Origin of the sequence: Flavobacterium sp., assembly GCF_044369455.1 — a bacterium.
In the GTDB taxonomy this organism is placed as follows: domain Bacteria; phylum Bacteroidota; class Bacteroidia; order Flavobacteriales; family Flavobacteriaceae; genus Flavobacterium.
Genome location: NZ_JBIPLW010000011.1, coordinates 1 through 15,847, shown reverse-complemented (window position 1 = coordinate 15,847; position 15,847 = coordinate 1). Strand labels below are relative to the sequence as shown.

15 protein-coding genes are annotated in these 15,847 nt (G+C 34.2%); 10 read left to right on the top strand and 5 right to left on the bottom strand.

Annotation, left to right across the window (positions count from 1 at the left end):
• Positions 1-29 precede the first annotated feature (29 nt).
• From ACIQ2L_RS10670 to ACIQ2L_RS10645, 6 genes are all read left to right on the top strand, one after another.
• Positions 30-923: an FAD:protein FMN transferase gene (locus ACIQ2L_RS10670; protein ID WP_396158591.1), complete on the top strand. Its 894-nt coding sequence runs from the start codon at positions 30-32 to the stop codon at positions 921-923.
• A 6-nt stretch (positions 924-929) separates the two neighbouring features.
• On the top strand, positions 930-1,178 hold the full coding sequence (locus ACIQ2L_RS10665; protein ID WP_396158589.1) for a DUF4266 domain-containing protein: 249 nt from the start codon (positions 930-932) through the stop codon (positions 1,176-1,178).
• A gap of 11 nt (positions 1,179-1,189) precedes the next feature.
• Entirely contained in the window at positions 1,190-2,392 is a 1,203-nt protein-coding gene (locus ACIQ2L_RS10660) for a DUF3570 domain-containing protein (protein WP_396158587.1), read from the top strand.
• A gap of 85 nt (positions 2,393-2,477) precedes the next feature.
• Positions 2,478-4,475, top strand: a complete 1,998-nt coding sequence (gene uvrB / locus ACIQ2L_RS10655; protein WP_396158585.1) for an excinuclease ABC subunit UvrB — start codon at positions 2,478-2,480, stop codon at positions 4,473-4,475.
• Positions 4,476-4,586: 111 nt separating this feature from the next.
• Positions 4,587-5,429 (top strand): hypothetical protein, encoded by an 843-nt coding sequence (locus ACIQ2L_RS10650; protein WP_396158583.1) that lies wholly within the window; start codon positions 4,587-4,589, stop codon positions 5,427-5,429.
• Between the two features lie 3 nt (positions 5,430-5,432).
• Positions 5,433-5,945 (top strand): GNAT family N-acetyltransferase, encoded by a 513-nt coding sequence (locus ACIQ2L_RS10645; RefSeq protein WP_396158581.1) that lies wholly within the window; start codon positions 5,433-5,435, stop codon positions 5,943-5,945.
• Here the strand turns inward: ACIQ2L_RS10645 and ACIQ2L_RS10640 are convergent.
• Complete coding sequence (locus ACIQ2L_RS10640; RefSeq protein WP_396158579.1) at positions 5,942-6,343, bottom strand: excinuclease ABC subunit B; 402 nt, start codon at positions 6,341-6,343, stop codon at positions 5,942-5,944. The genes ACIQ2L_RS10645 and ACIQ2L_RS10640 overlap by 4 nt on opposite strands.
• Positions 6,344-6,438: 95 nt before the next feature.
• Here ACIQ2L_RS10640 and ACIQ2L_RS10635 point away from each other — a divergent pair, with 95 nt between their 5' ends.
• From ACIQ2L_RS10635 to ACIQ2L_RS10625, 3 genes are read left to right on the top strand one after another with little or no spacing between them, the layout of a single operon-like run.
• Entirely contained in the window at positions 6,439-6,942 is a 504-nt protein-coding gene (locus tag ACIQ2L_RS10635; protein ID WP_396158577.1) for a hypothetical protein, read from the top strand.
• An 18-nt stretch (positions 6,943-6,960) separates the two neighbouring features.
• A complete protein-coding gene (locus ACIQ2L_RS10630; protein WP_396158575.1) occupies positions 6,961-7,758 on the top strand; it encodes an alpha/beta hydrolase in 798 nt (265 codons plus the stop codon).
• A gap of 51 nt (positions 7,759-7,809) precedes the next feature.
• Positions 7,810-8,277, top strand: a complete 468-nt coding sequence (locus ACIQ2L_RS10625) for a DUF1456 family protein (RefSeq protein WP_396158573.1) — start codon at positions 7,810-7,812, stop codon at positions 8,275-8,277.
• A 22-nt stretch (positions 8,278-8,299) separates the two neighbouring features.
• On the opposite strand, the gene ACIQ2L_RS10620 is transcribed toward ACIQ2L_RS10625, so the two are convergent.
• From ACIQ2L_RS10620 to argS, 4 genes are all read right to left on the bottom strand, one after another.
• Positions 8,300-9,181 carry a bifunctional 5,10-methylenetetrahydrofolate dehydrogenase/5,10-methenyltetrahydrofolate cyclohydrolase gene (locus ACIQ2L_RS10620; protein WP_396158571.1) on the bottom strand — a complete coding sequence of 294 codons (882 nt, stop codon included), beginning with the start codon at positions 9,179-9,181 and terminating at the stop codon, positions 8,300-8,302.
• Between the two features lie 52 nt (positions 9,182-9,233).
• Positions 9,234-10,562, bottom strand: coding sequence for a signal recognition particle protein (gene ffh / locus ACIQ2L_RS10615; RefSeq protein WP_396158569.1), 1,329 nt, complete (start codon positions 10,560-10,562; stop codon positions 9,234-9,236).
• Between the two features lie 117 nt (positions 10,563-10,679).
• Complete coding sequence (locus ACIQ2L_RS10610) at positions 10,680-11,141, bottom strand: hypothetical protein (protein ID WP_396158567.1); 462 nt, start codon at positions 11,139-11,141, stop codon at positions 10,680-10,682.
• A gap of 108 nt (positions 11,142-11,249) precedes the next feature.
• Positions 11,250-13,028, bottom strand: a complete 1,779-nt coding sequence (argS, locus tag ACIQ2L_RS10605) for an arginine--tRNA ligase (protein ID WP_396158565.1) — start codon at positions 13,026-13,028, stop codon at positions 11,250-11,252.
• Positions 13,029-13,235: 207 nt separating this feature from the next.
• On the opposite strand from argS, the gene ACIQ2L_RS10600 reads away from it, so the two are divergent.
• Positions 13,236-15,847 (top strand): choice-of-anchor L domain-containing protein (locus ACIQ2L_RS10600; protein ID WP_396158563.1); only part of this gene is annotated, 2,612 nt, incomplete at its 3' end.

The window sequence follows — 15,847 nt, the reverse complement described above, 5'->3', positions numbered from 1 at the left end:
GTATGCAATTCAAAAAAAACATACGGTTAATGGGAAATCAATTTGAGTTCACTTTAATTGATGAAAACGAATACAATGCCCTTGAGAATTTTGAAATTGCTATCCAAGAAATAAAAAGAATTGAAGCGTTATTAACTACCTTTTCAGATACAAGTATTACCTATAAAATAAATGAAAATGCAGGTATTTCTCCAGTTAAAGTGGATGAAGAAGTCTTCCAATTGATAAAAAGATGTCAAGTTATTTCTAAAATAACTCAAGGTGCTTTTGATATCAGTTATGGCAGCTTAGACAAAAGATTTTGGAATTTTGATTTAAATATGACTTCGCTTCCTGAACCTAAAGTGGCGAAAAAAGCAGTAGAACTAATCAATTATGAAAATATAGTACTCCATGAGGAAGACAAAACTGTTTTTTTAAAAAATAAAGGAATGCGCATAGGTTTTGGTGGAATCGGTAAAGGGTATGCCGCAGAAATGGCAAAGAAAAAACTTATTGAAAATAATGTTATGAATGGAATTGTAAATGCTTCGGGAGATTTAACTGCCTGGGGATATCAAGAAAATGGTGACCCATGGACTATCGGTGTGGCTGACCCAAACCAAAGAAAATCAATATTCTCTACTTTCAAAATTACCGATAAAGCAGTAGCAACATCTGGTAATTATGAAAAGTTTATCACCATTAACAACAAACGGTATTCACATACTATTGATCCGAAAACAGGTTACCCAATATCAGGAATAAAAAGTGTCACTATTTTGGCTGAAAATGCAGAAATAGCCGATGCATTGGCAACACCGGTTACTGTTATGGGTATTGAAGTTGGAATGAATTTTATAAATCAATTAAAAACCATTGGTTGTATCATTATTGATGATAACGACAAAACCTATTTTTCAAATAATATAACCATAAACTAAAAACCTATGAAATTTAAGATTCTAAAAAAAGTGAACTTATTAGCTATAAACAAAAAGTTTATTATTGCTATAGCACTACTTTCTTTAAACGCCTGTAGTACCGTTAAAGAGTATCAAAAAGCAAAAATTAATGATGCTGAAATGGTACTTACGGCAAAAAAAACGGAAAAATTTGAAAACACTTTTCAATTGTACCGAGAAGCTAGTTCTGGCGCTAATGGCGGAAAAACTGGCGGTGGATGTGGTTGTAATTAATTTAATTTAAAATGAAAAAAAGAATTATTACAGCAGCATGCTTGGCTTTTTTATTTACCCATCATAGTAAAGCACAAAATGATAGTGTTTCTAGCAATTATAAAAAGCAGAAACTAAAAATTGAAGAGATTAATTTCATTTCAAGTTATTATACTCAAGACGGAGATAACTCGGCTGTAACTGGAGGTGAAGGAACAGAAAAATTAACCGATATCGCTACAAACTTTGAAGTTATTTTGTCTAAAAGAGATAAAAAAAACAACATTCATTCACTAGATATTAATGTTGGCATTGACAGTTATACTTCTGCTTCATCCGATAAAATTGATCCAAATACCGTTTCCTCTGCATCGTATCAAGATATTCGTATTTATCCCTCTGCGAATTATAGCTATGCTAATGAAGAGAAAAAAACAGTTTATAATGGTGGCGTTTCTTTCTCGGCCGAATATGATTATTTCTCTATTGGAGCCAATGTAGGTTTTGCTAAAACATCCAAAGATAATAACCGTGAGTTTTCTGTTAGAGGAATGGCATTTTTTGACACATGGAAAGTCATTTTGCCCATAGAACTGAGGAATAATCCATCTGATACTGATGCTAGAAATAATGATTCTAAGCCAAGGAATTCCTATAATTTAGGATTAACATTATCTCAAGTCATTAATAAAAAGTTCCAAATTGCCATACTTGCAGACATTGGCTATCAAGAAGGTTTGTTAGCAACTAAATTCAACCGTGTCTATTTTGAAGACCTTTCGGTTCGTTCGGAAAAACTTCCCAGTACCCGATTTAAAATTCCAGTTGGAATTAGAGGTAATTATTACCTGAATGACAAAATTGTATTGCGAACATTCTACAGATACTATTATGACAATTGGAATATAAATTCGCATACTTTTAGTTTTGAGCCAAGTTATAAACTTACCGAATTCTCATCCATAGCTATACCATATCGTTTCTACCATCAAAGTCAAGCGAAATATTTTGATGCCAAAAATCAACATCAGCTGACTAATGAATTTTACACAAGTGATTATGACTTGTCAAAGTTCACTAGCAATATGATTGGATTAGACTATCATATTGTGGATAGCAATAAGGGAATTTTTAATATTAAACGAATTCATAGTTTAGACCTTCGATACGGATACTATACCAGAAATGATGGGTTATCCTCGCATATTATAACGTTGGCACTACAGTTTAAATAAGAATTGGTTATTGTTAAGTACAAAGTTAAAAGTAAAGTAAAGTATGCTTTTAACTTTGTAACTTTGTCCTTTAGCCAACCAAAAAATGAAATTCCAAGTCGTATCCGATTACAAACCTACCGGTGACCAACCGCAAGCTATCGAGAAACTCTCTGCGGGTATTCTTAATGGCGAAAAATACCAAACCCTACTTGGAGTTACTGGTTCTGGAAAAACATTTACGGTTGCTAATGTAGTGCAGCAAGTAGATAAACCTACTTTGGTTTTGGCGCATAATAAGACATTAGCAGCGCAATTATATTCTGAGTTCAAACAATTTTTCCCAAACAATTCGGTGCAATATTTTGTTTCGTATTACGACTATTACCAACCGGAAGCCTTTATTCCGGTAACGGGAACGTACATCGAAAAAGATTTATCTATAAATGAAGAATTAGAAAAGCTACGATTGAGCACTACTTCTGCCCTACTCTCAGGTCGTCGTGACATTATTGTGGTTTCTTCGGTGTCGTGTTTGTATGGAATTGGGAATCCAGTTGAGTTTCAAAAGAACGTTGTGTCAATTGCAAAAGGCGAAATCATTTCGCGAACCAAGTTATTACATCGTTTGGTACAGAGTTTATACTCGAGAACCGAAGATGATTTTACACCTGGAAATTTCCGAATCAAAGGAGATACTGTTGATATTTTTCCGAGTTACGCCGATGAACCGTATCGGGTGCATTTTTTTGGTGATGAAATTGAAGAAATTGAAGCTTTTGATGCTAAAAGTTCTAAGGTTTTGGAACGCTACGAAAAACTAAATATTTATCCTGCGAATATGTTTGTGACATCACCCGATGTTTTACAAGCCGCGATTTGGGACATTCAACAAGACTTGGTAAAGCAAGTCGATTATTTCAAAGAAATTGGCAAACATTTGGAAGCAAAACGTTTGGAAGAACGTACCAATTTTGATTTGGAAATGATACGCGAGTTGGGCTATTGTTCTGGAATTGAAAACTATTCCCGCTATTTAGACAGACGACTTCCTGGCACTCGTCCTTTCTGTTTGTTAGATTATTTTCCGGATGATTTTCTGATGGTAGTCGATGAAAGTCACGTTACGATTTCGCAAGTGCATGCCATGTATGGCGGCGATCGAAGTCGAAAAGAGAACCTTGTTGAATATGGTTTTAGATTACCTGCTGCTATGGACAATCGTCCGTTGAAGTTTGAAGAATTTGAAAGCATGCAAAATCAAGTCATTTATGTTTCGGCAACGCCTGCCGATTATGAATTACAAAAATCAGAAGGTATTTATGTAGAACAAGTTATTCGACCTACAGGATTATTAGACCCAATAATTGAAGTGCGCCCGAGTTTGAATCAAATTGATGATTTGATAGAAGAAATTCAAGTACGATGTGAATTAGACGAAAGAGTTTTGGTTACGACTTTAACTAAACGAATGGCAGAAGAACTGACCAAATATTTAACCAAAGTTTCCATCAGATGCCGTTATATCCATTCGGATGTAGATACTTTGGAACGTGTAGAAATAATGCAGGATTTACGCAAAGGGTTGTTTGATGTTTTGATTGGTGTGAACTTACTCCGTGAAGGTTTGGATTTACCAGAAGTATCATTGGTAGCCATTTTGGATGCCGATAAAGAAGGTTTCTTGAGAAGTCATCGCTCTTTAACACAAACCGTTGGTCGTGCTGCCAGAAACGTCAACGGAAAAGCGATTATGTACGCTGATAAAATTACCAACAGCATGCAAAAAACCATGGACGACACCCATTACCGTCGCGAAAAACAAATTGCTTACAATACTTTACATGGATTGGAACCAAAAGCTTTGAATAAAAGTTTAGGAAGTGCGTTAGGGAATAATTCCGTTTCAACCCAATACTATGAAGACAAAATTGCCAAAGCGGCTGAACCGGAAAGCTTATACTTATCGAAACCCGAAATAGAAAAGAAAATCCGTGAAGCACGCAAAGCAATGGAAAAAGCGGCAAAAGAGTTAGACTTTATGCAAGCAGCAAGATGGAGAGATGAGATTAAAGCATTGCAGGATAAATTACAGACGATCTAAATTACGATCGCGATTTAAGTCACTGCTTCAATTTAATGACTCTGTGGGAAAATTATAATAAATTACTATGTTTTGCGTTACAGTTATAATCCAAACTAATCTCTTTCCCTTATGAAAACAAAATCCGTTACTTTACTCCTAGTATCCTTATTATCAGCCTCGACAGTTATTTGTCAAAACACTTCTGAAAAACGAAAGACCAAGAAAAATACTTTTAGCATAGAATTGTACCAGCCTGTAGACAATTTGGTCAAACCATTTTATGACTTTGAATCACTATTCGGTATTGATACTAATGTTGATAGTAACAATTCCGCAAATTCGTTTTCAAGTGCCATTGGCATTAGTTATGAAAGAATTCAGAATGATGTTGTATTCAGACCAAGGTTAGGTATTTCCTTTATCAATAGTAAAGATCATAGTAATCATGTAAGCATAAACAGCGCAGAAGATTATAAATCTATCCTCAATCAGAATGATCATTACAGTCAAAATCATATCAATTTATTTATCGGAATCGCAAAAAGAATACATTTGAACGACAGGTTTTCTATAGATTGTGGCTTTGATTTGGCCTCTATATATTATTTGAAAGGAAGAGGAGATTACGATTACAATATTCAACAGGTAAAGATTAGTGATAATAGCCCCATAGCTAATCAGACAATTAACGTCAATGATAGAATTGGACCAATCGTTTCAATGGGAATTGGGCCTATTATCAAGCCTCAATACACTATTTACAAAAATATCGTGGTTTCGATGGAATTGCAGGTTTATTTTATGCGGACAGTTTCGAATGGAACAGCATCAAGACAACAAATCAGCTATTCAAATGTCTTTGCTGAAAATTATAACGAATACATAGACGTATATGGTGAGATTAATTATCACATCAATCAATGGAATTGGACAAAAATTTCACCTTTAATGAGGATTGGATATCAATTTTAAGCTATGAATTTCAATTTCAGAAAAGCAACAACATTAGATACAGCAGAAATATGGACAATCATTCAGCAAGCCATTGTACGCAGAAAAAATGATGGAAGTCAACAATGGCAAGATGGTTATCCAAATGAGGACGTTATAAAACAGGATATTGAAAAAGGAATTGGCTATGTTATTACTTTGGATAATATTCTTGCAGGTTATGCTGCGATTCTCTTTAATGATGAACCTGCTTATGAACAGCTAAAAGGAACTTGGCTGACCAATGGCGATTTTGTCGTAGTGCATCGGGTTGCCATTTCTGATGACTATTTAGGGAAAGGTTTGGCGCAGAAAATTTTTCTATTTACTGAAGATCTAGCGGTAAACAATAACATCTTTAGCATCAAAGTAGATACCAATTTTGACAACATTCCAATGCTTAAAATTCTTGAAAAATTAGGCTATACCTATTGCGGAGAGGTAACTTTTAGAGGTAGTATTAGAAACGCTTTTGAGAAAATAGTACCTTCTTCCTAATTCAATTGCTCTTGAAAAACTTCCAAAAGAAATTCAGCGGATACCATTTTGGTTGGAGAAGTTTCCATAGCTTTTAATACGCGTTTTATCGCGTGAGGATTTAATCCCATATTAATTCCTATTTCATGAATTTTATTTTGTTCGCGTTCGTGCAAAACACCATCACAATGCATTAATAAAGCCAATCGATAAAATTGTTGCACACGCTCAAACTCTGATTTGATAACTATAGGATATTCTTCTTGATGAAAAAGGTTTTTGAAATCATCATTCTTAACCTGAAGTTCTTCGGCGATCATAGATAAGAAAAGATATTCTCTTTCATGCAATCTTCCGTCAACAACAGAGAAGGAAATCATTTCTGACAAAAGGGCTATTCTTTCGTTATAATTGTTCATCAAATGCATATTTTTTAGCTAAAATATACTATTTTGTTAAATGATAAAAATTATTGATTTGAAATGTTAATTTTACAGCATTAAATTTTGTACAAATGAAGAAAATTAAATTTTTTATTATTGTATTGTTATTCTCATCTTACAATATACTATCACAAGCTTTTGACCCAAATGCAAATAGAAATGGTGGTGTTAATAGAAATATTGGAAGAACGTATACGCCGCCTTCTCAACCTTCAGCTTATGAAATTGAAAAAAAGAAAACAGAACAACTTGATAAATTTATGGACAAGTTAAAAAAAGAATTAACGCTTGACGAACTCCAAACTATTGCTATTAGAAATGAAATTGATAAAAACAATAGAAATATTGATATCATTGTAAAAAAAGAAATTTCAGATGATGAGAAATCAAAAGAAATTACATCTATGATGGAAAGAACAGATAAAACAGTCAACTCTTATCTAAACAAGGAACAAAAGGAAAAATATAAAATTCTAATAGAAGATAGCAAACCAAAGAAAAAAGAAAAGAAACAGAAAAAAGAAGAAACAGCTGTTGAAGAAATAAAAAAAGATGAATTAAAAACCGAAGACTAAAACATAACGAAATCAATTTTGAAACATATTTTACTAGTGCTTTTATTACTGTTTTATTTAAATAGTAATGCCCAACAACCTTCCGCAAGTAAACAAGTATCTACTTTTTCAATTGAAATACCTCAACTAAAAACGGCAAAAAAGATTTGGGTTTATCTTCCTAAGGGTTATACAACTTCTGCCAAAAAATATCCTGTCATTTATATGCACGATGCTCAAAACTTATTTGACGCATCAACTTCTTATGCAGGCGAATGGAACATAGATGAAACTCTAGACAGCATCCATGCTAAAGTTATTGTAATTGGAATTGAAAATACAGAAAATAGAATGGAGGAACTAACACCGTTTCAACATTCAAAATATGGAGGCGGAAAAGCAGATGCGTATTTAGATTTTATTGTTACCACTTTAAAACCAAGAATTGATGCCACTTACCGAACCAAAACTAACGCTAAGAATACAGCCGTTTTTGGTAGTTCATTGGGCGGATTGGTTTCTTTTTATGCTGCTATAAAATATCCAGAAGTTTTTGGAAAAGTAGGTTGCTTTTCGCCCGCTTTTTGGTTTAATCGAAATGAAATTAATGATTTACTTGCTCAAACTAAAGACTTCGATACTAAAATCTATTTCTTGTGTGGCGATAACGAAGGAGATGCCGATATGATTCCGGATATGAAAAACGTGGAGCAATGGGTAAACACCAAACGTTGTGAGTGTAAAAAACTCAACAAAGAAGTTATTGTCAAAGGTGGACAGCACAACGAAAAATTGTGGCGTGAAGGTTTTAAAAAGGCATATCTTTGGCTGTTTTGAATTGTGAATTGTGAATTGTGAATTGTATAACTTTGAAACTTCTAAAATACTATGAATAACAACGATATCTTTAAAAAATTACGTGTAGCCTTACAACTTCGTGATGATCAAATTGTAGAAATTCTGGAATTGGTTGATTTCAGAATGTCAAAAGGCGAAATTGGAAATCTTTTTCGTAATGAAGATCATCCAAATTTTATGGAATGTGGCGACCAAGTGTTGCGTAACTTTTTGAATGGACTGGTAATTCATTTGCGTGGCACTAAAGAAAATCCGAAAAATGCTATGGATGTCATCAAGCAAAACCAGGAAGTAGTTAAGAAAAATATTGCTGAAAAGCAGAAAGCAGAATTCAAGCCAAAAACGGACTTCACCCAAGCAAAAAGGAAACAGAGTGAAGCTAAACCAAATACGAACTCCCAAAAAAAATCTTTTAATCCAAAAGATAAAAAACAAGTAGTAAAAGTTCAGGTGGTTGAAAAGGTTCAATATAAAAACGGTAAGAACAAGAAATCCTGAGTTTTAGCTCAGGATTTTTTCATTATCTAGATCTTCTTTGCTCTCGAGCTAACAACGTATTTTTCAAAAGCATGGCAATGGTCATAGGACCAACACCGCCCGGAACAGGGGTTATATAAGATGCTTTTTTAGAAACGGCATCAAAATCGACATCACCTGTAATGCGGTAACCTCTCGGGTCATTTTCATCAGCTATTCGGGTTATTCCAACATCAATCACGACGGCATCATCTTTAATCATTTCTGCTTTTAGGTAATTAGGAACGCCGAGTGCTGTAATAATAATATCGGCTTGTGTTGTAATTTGGGCAATGTTTTTAGTATAACTGTGTGTAAGCGTTACGGTTGAGTTTCCGGGAAACCCTTTTCTTCCCATCAAAATACTCATTGGGCGACCAACAATATGACTTCTTCCAATCACAACAGTATGTTTTCCTTGTGTCTCCACACCATATCGCTCTAGCAATTCTAGGATTCCAAAAGGTGTTGCCGGAATAAACGTAGTCATGTCCAACGCCATTTTTCCAAAATTTTCGGGATGAAAACCATCTACATCTTTGCTTGGATCAATGGACATGATAATGTGCTGTGTGTCAATTTGTTTTGGTAATGGTAATTGCACTATAAATCCATCGATGTTATCATCTTCATTAAGTTCTTTTATTTTTTTGAGTAATTCTGTTTCCGATGTAGTATTGGGCATTTTAATTAAAGTAGATTCAAAACCTACTCTTTCACAGGATTTTACTTTACTACCAACATAAGTCAAACTTGCACCATCATTCCCTACAATAATGGCAGCCAAATGAGGGACTTTCTCGCCATTGGCTTTCATCTTTTGAACTTCGGCTGCGATTTCGTTTTTAATGTCTTCTGATATTTTTTTTCCGTCTAATAATTTCATTTTTTTTGTTGTCTTGTTTATGAAAAAAGACGCAATAAATCGCGTCTCTTTGCTATTTCATCCCGCCCATCATCTTCATCAAATTCTTTCCGCCACCGCCTTGCATCATTTTCATCATTTTGCTCATTTGCTCAAATTGTTTCATCAACTGATTTACTTCTTCAATTTTTCTACCAGACCCTTTTGCGATTCTGGTTTTTCTTTTCATGTCGATAATCGCAGGTTTGCTTCTTTCTTTGGGCGTCATCGAATGTATAATGGCTTCAATATGCTTGAAAGCGTCATCTTCTATTTCCACATCTTTTAGGGCTTTTCCAGCACCAGGAATCATCCCCACAAGGTCTTTCATATTCCCCATCTTTTTCACCTGTTGAATTTGATTCAGGAAATCGTCAAAACCGAATTCATTTTTGGCAATTTTCTTTTGAATTTTTCTGGCTTCTTCTTCATTGTATTGTTCCTGTGCTCTTTCTACCAAAGAAACTACATCACCCATCCCTAGAATTCGTTCCGCCATACGCGAGGGATAGAACACATCAATAGCTTCCATTTTTTCACCTGTTCCGATAAACTTTATTGGTTTATCGACAACTGATTTAATTGAAATGGCAGCTCCACCACGGGTATCTCCATCTAATTTGGTAAGAATTACGCCATCAAAATTCAATCTGTCGTTAAACGCTTTCGCTGTATTCACCGCATCTTGACCTGTCATAGAATCTACTACAAACAAGGTTTCTTGTGGTTTAATTGCGGCATGCACATTAGCTATTTCGTTCATCATTTCCTCGTCAATGGCTAAACGACCAGCGGTATCTACGATGACTACGTTAAATCCATTTGATTTGGCATGTTGAATGGCATTTAATGCGATTTGGACCGCACTTTTATTTTCAGGTTCTGAATATACTTCTACCCCAATTTGACCTCCAACAACATGCAACTGATTGATTGCTGCAGGACGATAAATATCACAGGCAACCAAAAGTGGTTTTTTTCCTTTTTTAGTTTTAAGATAATTGGCTAATTTTCCTGAAAAAGTAGTTTTACCCGAACCTTGCAAACCTGACATTAAAATCACAGTTGGATTTCCGGAAAGGTTTATTCCTGTGGCTTCTCCGCCCATCAATTCGGTCAACTCATCTTTCACAAGTTTAACCAACAATTGCCCCGGTTGTAATGTGGTTAATACATTTTGGCCTATAGCTTTTTCTTTAACTTTGGTGGTAAAATCTTTAGCAATTTTAAAATTAACATCGGCATCAAGCAAGGCGCGACGGACTTCTTTTAAAGTTTCGGCTACATTGACTTCGGTAATTTTTCCATGTCCTTTTAGGATATGGAAAGCTTTATCTAGTTTTTCGCTTAAATTATTGAACATAGGCTGACTTTACTTTTAATGAAGTGCAAATTTAAGGATTTGATTTTGAAGTTTAATAGTAAAATAAAAAAACCATTCCAAAATATTGAAATGGTTTAAATGATAAAAAAATAAAGTTTAATTTTTTGTAAATACCAAAGTATCAGTACCTCCATTTCCTCCACTAACATCAATTAAAGAAATTGTAGTGGCAGTATAAGATACAACGTCCCAATCATCTGTTAAATCAGCAAAATCAACAGGTGAAGCAAATGCAATATTAAAATCTAAATCACTACTTGGATTATCATCATTGCTGCTATCTGTTACGATAGACCATGTTCCTGTGTAGGTATTAGTACCATTTGTTGCTGTTACTACACTCGAAGCGCCAAAGGTAAAATTATACCCTGTAAAATGATTTGTTTCATTTGTCCCCGAGTCAACATAACTAGTTATACGCCATGTACCTTGCGAAACAATAGTAATTACTGGTGTTGGGTCTGTTGATGAACTTGAGTTATCATCAGAACTGCACATGGATGCTACGTTTAGCATCAATAGGCAAAATAAAGCGGGAATTAAGAGTAGTCTTTTCATTAATTTTATTTTAAGTTATTAGTAAAGTTATATGGTTTACAAAGATAAAAACGTAAAAAAAGCTATTTTATGATAATTGTCATGAAATAAAATTAAAATTTTTAAAATTTACATTCGTTCTGGCACTTCAATTCCTAATAATTTAAATGCCGCTTTTATAGTTTCAGCTACTTTTTTAGAAAGATGTACTCTGAATACTTTTTTTGTTAAATCTTCTTCTCCCAAAATCGAAACCGATTGATAAAACGAATTGTATTCTTTCACCAATTCATAAGTATAATTCGCAATCAAGGCTGGTGAATGATTGTTTGCTGCATTTTGAATTACTTCAGGATAAAGCGCTATTTGTTTTAATAGCTCTTTTTCTTTTGGATGCAGTTCTGCTGGGCTGTTTGCAACATCTAAACCGAAATCTGCCTTTCGTAAAATGGACTGAATTCGGGCGTAAGTATATTGAATAAACGGACCCGTATTTCCGGCAAAATCAACAGATTCCTCTGGGTTGAAAAGGATTTGCTTTTTAGGATCTACTTTAAGGATATAATATTTCAAAGCGCCAAGACCAATCATTTTGAAAAGTTTTGATTTCTCCTCTTCTGAATAACCGTCTAACTTTCCTAATTCGGCTGCAATTTTTCCAGCGGTTACCGTCATTTCTTCCATCAAATCATCAGCATCAACAACAGTTCCTTCACGAGATTTCATTTTTCCAGATGGCAATTCTACCATTCCGTATGACAAGTGAAATAAACTTTCAGCCCAATTAAATCCGAGTTTCTTTAAAATTAAAAATAATACTTTAAAATGATAATCCTGTTCGTTTCCAACGGTGTAAACCATTCCGCCCACATCTGAAAAATCTTTCACACGTTGAATGGCAGTACCAATATCTTGAGTCATATAAACCGCAGTTCCGTCAGAACGCAACACAATTTTTCGATCTAAACCATCCGGTGTTAAATCAATCCAAACTGAACCATCGGGATCTTTTTCGAAAATGCCTTTTTCTAATCCGAACTGCACGACTTCTTTTCCTAACAAATAGGTATTACTTTCATAATAATAACTATCGAAATCTACACCCAAATTTTTATACGTTTGAGCAAAACCATCATAAACCCATTCGTTCATAGTTTTCCAAAGTTCTATAACTTCTGGTTTTCCTGCTTCCCAATCGAGAAGCATTTGTTGAGCTTCTTGAATTATTGGCGCTAATTTCTTTGCATCTTCCTCAGATTTACCTTGAGTAATAAGTTCTGATATTTGAGATTTATATTCTTGGTCAAATTTCACATAAAAATTACCTACTAATTTGTCTCCTTTTAATTTAGAGCTTTCAGGTGTTTGTCCGTTTCCAAATTTTTGCCAAGCGAGCATCGATTTACAGATATGTATTCCTCTATCGTTGATGATTTGGGTTTTGTAGACTTTTTTCCCAGATGCTTTGATAATTTCTGCAACAGCGTAACCTAATAAATTATTTCGAACGTGCCCAAGATGTAATGGTTTATTTGTATTGGGAGAAGAATATTCTACCATTACAGCTTTACTGTTGGAAGGAATTTCTACAACACCAAAATTTGGGTTATCTTTTATTTCATTGAAAAAAGTAATATAGTAATCATCCGAAAGTACGATATTCAAAAATCCCGAAACCACATTAAATCGAATTACAATTTCTTCATTATCGACGAGATAGTTTCCAATTTTAGTTCCAATTTCGAGTGGGTTACCTTTAATTACTTTCAACAAAGGAAAAAAAACAAGTGTAATATCTCCTTCAAATTCTTTACGTGTCATTTGAAATTCAACTTTGTCTATTAAAATATCAAATAAATCTTGTAAAGCTTTTTGGATTGATAAAGTTAGAATTTGTGAAAGCTTCATTTTAATTTTATTTAAGTGGACAAAGATAAACATTACAGCAGAATTTTAATATCAAGAAAAGTTTATAAAAATCAAGAAAAAAATATTTGAAATGATAATTTTGTAAGATTATTATAAATTTAAATTAAATTATTATGCATTTCATCGATTTTATTTGCTTTTAACCGATGTATTTATTCATATTTGTATTGTCAAAATCCCCAGATTATGAAAAAGATATTACTATTTTCTGCTATCCTACTTAGCACCATTGGCTTCTCACAGCCAATCACTGTAAGTTCAACTAATTACACAGTACCACAATTGGTCAATAATGTGTTAATTAATTCCTCGTGTGTTTCGGCAACAAACATTACATGGAGGACCGGAACCAATTTTGGTTCATCCAACGGAATTGGGTATTTCCAAAACTCTAATCCAAACTTCCCAATGCAAAGTGGTGTTATATTAAGTACTGGAAATATCTTAAATGCACCAGGACCAAATACTTCATTACTAAATGAGGGGTCGACAACTTGGCCTGGAGATCCATCTCTCGAAGCAACGCTGGCTGCCTCAGGAATTAATATGGTATCAAAAAATGCTTCGGTTTTAGAATTTGACTTTACACCAATTTCTCCAAATTTTAGTTTTGATTTTATCTTTGCTTCAGAAGAATATGGTAATTTTCAATGTTTATACTCGGATGCATTTGCGTTTTTGCTAACCAATTTATCTACTGGAGTTACTACTAACTTGGCGGTAGTACCGAGTACAAACTTGCCAATTTCTGTGGTTACTATTAGAGATTTTCAATACAACTCATCTTGTTCATCAGTAAATCCACAATATTTTGGAAATTTTAATGGCGGCTCAGGGGCTGCGAATTCTGCTACTAATTTTAATGGTCAAACTAAAGTATTAACGGCGGCATCTGTTTTAACTGCTGGTGTACCTTATCATATAAAATTGGTAATTGCTGACAGAGCTGACCCACAATCGGATTCGGCTATTTTCTTATCCTCTGACAGTTTTAATATTGGTCAGGACGTTTTGGGAGCAGACATCACTATTGCTACTAATACTGGATTGTGCTTTGGAACAAATCAAACGATTACAACAGGCTTAAGCGCTACTAACTATTCATTTGTTTGGAAAAAAAATAACATAGTGCTACCATCAGAAACTGGTCCAAGCATAACGGTTACTCTACCTGGCACTTATTCTGTTACTTATACCAATTTATTTAGTACTTGTGCTCCTATAACAGATTCTATCGATGTAGAATATTATCCAGAAATAGTTTCTCCAAACCCTACTACACTATATAAATGTGATATGGGTTTAGCTACATATGCCTATAATTTAGGTCAAAATACACCAGTTGTAACGCAAGGATTACAAGCAGGAACAACCGTTAGCTATTTTGCGACTCCAAGTGATGCTAACAATAATACAAATGCATTACCATTAATGTATAATAGTCCAGGTGGAGTAACAATTTATCTTAGAATTCAGCTACCAAACAGTCAATGTTTTACGGTTAAATCATTTCAATTACGATTAGCTCCTCCACCTTTGGCAAATCAAGCACCAGATATGTTAAGATGTAGTCATACTGCTTCACAAAATACTGCATATGTTAATTTAACACAACAAGCTAGTACAATTTTAGGTTCTCAATCTCCAAGTATTTATAGTGTTAGTTATTTTACATCTTCAAACAATGCTACTAATGGTATAAATCCTATTCCAGATCCAACTTATTTTCTAACCGGAAGTACAACTATTTTTGTTAGAGTTCAAAATAGTAGTGACCCAAGCTGTTTCAGTATTTCTAGTTTTAATATAATTGTGAATCAAACACCAATTGTAGATGTACTGCAAGATGTCATGGTTTGCGATCAATTCATATTAGCTCCTTTAACAAATGGTAATTATTTTACAGCCATTGGAGGCGGTGGAACACCTATGTTTGCTGGTGATATAATTACTGAAACACAAACAATTTATATTTTCAATCAACCAGGCGGCCCTGGTACTTGTACTGCTAATAGTTCATTTAAAGTTACCATAGTTGATGAAGATGATCTCACACCAGATGATGTAACAAATTGTGGTAGTTATACTTTACCACCATTAACTAATGGGAAATACTATACACAACCAGGTGGACCAACAGGTAGTGGTACTCTAATTCCTTTTGGAACAGTTATATCAACTTCTCAGTTAGTTTACTTCTATTTTACAACTACAACTTTACCAATTTGCACGGTAGATACTAGCTTTAATATTACTATAATAAACACTTTAGATGTAGGTTCTCGAACAGATGTTTTTCATTGTTCATCCTACACTTTACCTTCATTAACTGTTGGGAATTACTTCACAGCGCCAGGCGGTACAGGAACTCAATTAGCTAGTGGAGCTGTTATTACAACTAGTCAAACTATATATGTTTATGCTGCTACCAGTGGATCAAATCCTTGTACTGCTGAAGATAGTTTTGAAGTAGTTATTGGTATTGCGCAACCTGCAGATATCTCCCAATGTAACGGATATTCCTTGCCAGCATTGCCAATTGGAAACTATTACACTGGACCAAGCGGTACAGGGACAGTAATTCCAGCCGGAACAGTAATCAATGATAATTCGACCATTTATATCTATGCTCCAATGACTGGTGAGGGAACAAACTGTACCGATAATTTAAGTTTTACGTTGACATTCGCTCAACCTTCTATTGATACTTTACCTGATGTTTCTGTTTGTGAAACTTATACACTACCTTCATTAACAAATGGAGATTATTTTTCTAGTATTGATGGAACTGGAACTCC

Bases quoted from the DNA above. Each gene is read 5' to 3' on its own strand.
- ACIQ2L_RS10670 (WP_396158591.1), top strand. From the start codon at position 30: ATGGGAAATCAATTTGAGTTCACTTTAATTGATGAAAACGAATACAAT.
- ACIQ2L_RS10665 (WP_396158589.1), top strand. From the start codon at position 930: ATGAAATTTAAGATTCTAAAAAAAGTGAACTTATTAGCTATAAACAAA.
- ACIQ2L_RS10660 (WP_396158587.1), top strand. From the start codon at position 1,190: ATGAAAAAAAGAATTATTACAGCAGCATGCTTGGCTTTTTTATTTACC.
- uvrB (WP_396158585.1), top strand. From the start codon at position 2,478: ATGAAATTCCAAGTCGTATCCGATTACAAACCTACCGGTGACCAACCG.
- ACIQ2L_RS10650 (WP_396158583.1), top strand. From the start codon at position 4,587: ATGAAAACAAAATCCGTTACTTTACTCCTAGTATCCTTATTATCAGCC.
- ACIQ2L_RS10645 (WP_396158581.1), top strand. From the start codon at position 5,433: ATGAATTTCAATTTCAGAAAAGCAACAACATTAGATACAGCAGAAATA.
- ACIQ2L_RS10640 (WP_396158579.1), bottom strand. From the start codon at position 6,343: ATGAACAATTATAACGAAAGAATAGCCCTTTTGTCAGAAATGATTTCC.
- ACIQ2L_RS10635 (WP_396158577.1), top strand. From the start codon at position 6,439: ATGAAGAAAATTAAATTTTTTATTATTGTATTGTTATTCTCATCTTAC.
- ACIQ2L_RS10625 (WP_396158573.1), top strand. From the start codon at position 7,810: ATGAATAACAACGATATCTTTAAAAAATTACGTGTAGCCTTACAACTT.
- ACIQ2L_RS10620 (WP_396158571.1), bottom strand. From the start codon at position 9,181: ATGAAATTATTAGACGGAAAAAAAATATCAGAAGACATTAAAAACGAA.
- ffh (WP_396158569.1), bottom strand. From the start codon at position 10,562: ATGTTCAATAATTTAAGCGAAAAACTAGATAAAGCTTTCCATATCCTA.
- ACIQ2L_RS10610 (WP_396158567.1), bottom strand. From the start codon at position 11,141: ATGAAAAGACTACTCTTAATTCCCGCTTTATTTTGCCTATTGATGCTA.
- argS (WP_396158565.1), bottom strand. From the start codon at position 13,028: ATGAAGCTTTCACAAATTCTAACTTTATCAATCCAAAAAGCTTTACAA.